The 3,203-nt window shown below is 69.9% G+C and carries 3 protein-coding genes; all 3 read left to right on the top strand.

Going from position 1 to position 3,203, the window contains the following annotated elements; all coding sequences use genetic code 11:
- On the top strand, nucleotides 1–1,140 hold a 1,140-nt coding region (locus ACH13J_RS18165; protein WP_397544754.1), incomplete at its 5' end, for an amidase family protein.
- A gap of 122 nt (nucleotides 1,141–1,262) precedes the next feature.
- Nucleotides 1,263–2,441, top strand: a complete 1,179-nt coding sequence (locus ACH13J_RS18170) for an aminotransferase class I/II-fold pyridoxal phosphate-dependent enzyme (protein WP_397544755.1) — start codon at nucleotides 1,263–1,265, stop codon at nucleotides 2,439–2,441.
- 18 nt (nucleotides 2,442–2,459) lie between these two features.
- The coding region (locus ACH13J_RS18175) for a DNA translocase FtsK 4TM domain-containing protein (protein WP_397544756.1) at nucleotides 2,460–3,203 on the top strand (744 nt) is incomplete at its 3' end.

Here is a 3,203-nt window from a genome sequence, read left to right on the forward strand (position 1 = left end):
GGGCTGCGGCGGGGGCCGCTTGACGGGGTTCCGGTGAGCTGGAAGGACCTTTTCGACAGCGCCGGCACCGCGACCGAGGCCGGCTCGGCCCTGCTGGCCGGCCGCGTGCCCGAACGCGATGCCCGCGTTCTGGCCAACGCCGCGATGGCCGGGCTCGTCTGCCTGGGCAAGACGCACATGAGCGAGCTGGCCTTTTCCGGCCTCGGGCTGAACCCGGTCACCGCCACGCCGCCCAACCTGCACGATCCGGGCGCGGTGCCCGGCGGTTCTTCGTCCGGGGCGGCGGCCAGCGTGGCCTTCGGGCTGGCCGCCGCGGCGATCGGCAGCGACACGGGCGGCTCGGTCCGCATACCCGCCGCATGGAACGATCTCGTCGGCCTCAAGACCACCGCCGGCCGCGTGCCGCTGGAGGGCGTCGTGCCGCTGTGCGAGAAATTCGACACCGTCGGCCCCCTTGCCCGGACGGTCGAGGACTGCGCCCTGCTGCTGGCCGCGCTCGAGGGCCGCCCCGCGCCGGACCTTTCCGGCGCAACGCTGGGCGGGCTGCGGCTGGCGACGCTGGAGACGGTCGTGCTGGACGATCTGCGCGAGGCGCCGTCGGCCGCCTATCTCGACGCCGTGGCGCGGTTGCGGGACGCGGGCGCGGTGTCGGAGCCGGTGGAGTCCCCCGAGCTGGCCGAGGCGATGCCGATGTCCGGCGTGCTCTTCACCGCCGAGGCCTACGGGATATGGGGCGCCACGATCGAGGCCGATCCCGACATCATGTTCGCCCCCATCCGCGACCGCTTCCGCCAGGGCCGTGACGTCGCGGCACCGGATTACGTGGCCGCATGGCGGCGGCTGGAGGCGTTGCGCGCCGAGTGGCGGGCGCGGATGGCGGGTTTCGATGCCGTCCTGATGCCCACCGCGCCCAACGTCGCCCCAGACCGTGAACGCCTGCTGGCCGACGGCGACTACTACGTCACCGAGAACCTGCTGACCCTGCGCAATACGCGGGTGGCCAACCTCATGGGGCTGCCCGCCGTGACCCTGCCCACCGGGCGGCCGGGCTGCGGGCTCATGCTGTGTGGGGCGCCGATGGGCGAGGCGCGGCTCCTGCGCGTGGCGCGGGCGGCCGAAGCGGCGCTGGCGGGCGCGTGACGGGCTGCGAAAATGCCACAAAGCCCTGTCAAGTCCCTGCTTTTGCTGGACCGCGTGGCGGCAAATCTGTAGCGTGAAGGCCAACGGGGCGTGAACGATCCCGACAAACGAGGCAGGACAGGATGTTTCCCGAGCGGTTTTCAACCCTCCCGGAATATGCGTTTCCGCGTTTGCGGGCGCTGCTGGATGGCCATGCGCCGGGCGGCGAGGTCATGCACATGACCATCGGCGAGCCCAAACACCCCTTTCCGCCGTGGGTCGCCGACATCATTGCCGAGCACGCCGGGGAATTCGCGAACTATCCCGTCAACGAGGGCACCCCGGCGCTGCTGCAGGCGATCACGGGCTGGCTGCATCGCCGCTACGGCGTCACGCTCGACCCGGAGCGGAACGTGATGGCGCTCAACGGCACGCGCGAGGGACTCTATAATGCCATGATGGCCCTGTGCCCCGAGTCCAAGAACGGCAAGTGGCCCAAGGTGCTCATCCCCAACCCGTTCTACCAGGTCTACATGGTTGCCGCGCTCAGCGTGGGCGCCGAGCCGGTGTTCCTGCCCGCGACGCGCGGTAACGACCACTTGCCCAATTTCAACGCGGTGCCCGGCGAGGTGCTCAACCAGGTTACGGTGGCCTATCTCTGCTCGCCCAGCAACCCGCAGGGCGCGGTGGCCACGCGCGACGACTGGGCCGACCTCATCGGGCTGGCCGAACTTTACGACTTCCAGATCTTCGCGGACGAGTGCTATTCGGAGATATACCGCGACGATCCGCCGGTGGGCGCGCTTCAGGTGGCAGAGGAAATGGGGGCCGACCCCGAGCGCGTGGTGGTTTTTCACTCACTTTCGAAACGGTCCAACCTGCCGGGCCTGCGCTCGGGCTTCGTGGCGGGCGGGCCGGAAACGATCCGGCGGATGAAACAGTTGCGCGCCTATGCCGGTAGCCCGCTGCCCATGCCGTTGCAGCACGCCGCCGAAAGCGTCTGGGCCGACGAGGCGCATGTCACGGAAAACCGCCGCCTTTACCGTGAAAAATACGATGTGGCCGACGGCATCATGACCGGCGTCGCGGGGTACGAGCCGCCGCAGGCGGGCTTCTTCCTCTGGCTGCCGGTCGAGGATGGCGAGGCGGCGGCGCTCAAGCTCTGGCGCGAGACGGGCGTGCGGGTGCTGCCCGGGGCCTATCTGGGGCGCGAGGTGAACGGCGAGAACCCCGGCAAACCCTATATCCGGGCCGCCATGGTGGCCCCAAAGGACGAGATGGCGCAAGGCCTCACCCGGCTGCGCGACTGTCTCTATACATGAACGAGGACGAGGCGAGACATGGCATTCCAGACACGCGGGCGCGACCCGTTGCTTGACAGTTCGATGGCCGAGGCGATCGAGAAGCGGGGCAAGGAACTGGCGGGGCTCTTGCTGATGGCCCTGGGTGCGATGGCGGCGGCCACCGTCCTGTCTTATCACCCCGACGATCCGAGCTGGATGTCCGCGACGGACGCGCCGGTGCGCAACTGGATGGGCCATGCCGGTGCCTCGGTCGCCGTGACGCTGTTCATGGTCATCGGCTGGGCCGCGGCAGGGATAGCTCTGGCGATTTTCGGTTGGGGCGTACGGCTCGGCCTGCACCGGGGCGAGGAACGCGCGGTGGGGCGGCTCATATTCCTGCCTATCTGGCTGGCGGTTCTTTCGCTTTTCGCCGCCTCCTTCGCGCCGGGGCCGCAATGGAGCGCCGCGCACAGTTTCGGCCTTGGCGGCCTGTTCGGTGACACCGTACTGGCCACGCTGCTTGGGTTGCTGCCGCTCGGACCCGGCGCGGGGCTCAAGCTGCTGACCTTCGTTCTGGCGGCGCTGTCGCTGGGGCTGGGCCTGTTCGTGCTGGGCTTTTCCCGGCAGGAGGTCAAGCGCATCGCCCGCTTCCTGCTGGTCGGGCTGGTGATGACCTATGCCGGCTTGCGGGCGCTGCTGGGGCAGGGTGCCACGGGGGCCGCGCGCGCCTCTGCCGGGGTGTCCGCCGGGGTGCGCCACGGGATGGAGGCGCGTCGCCAGCGCCGGGCGGAGAGGCAGCAG

The organism is Roseovarius salis, from assembly GCF_044472985.1.
GTDB classification, from domain to species: domain Bacteria; phylum Pseudomonadota; class Alphaproteobacteria; order Rhodobacterales; family Rhodobacteraceae; genus Roseovarius; species Roseovarius salis.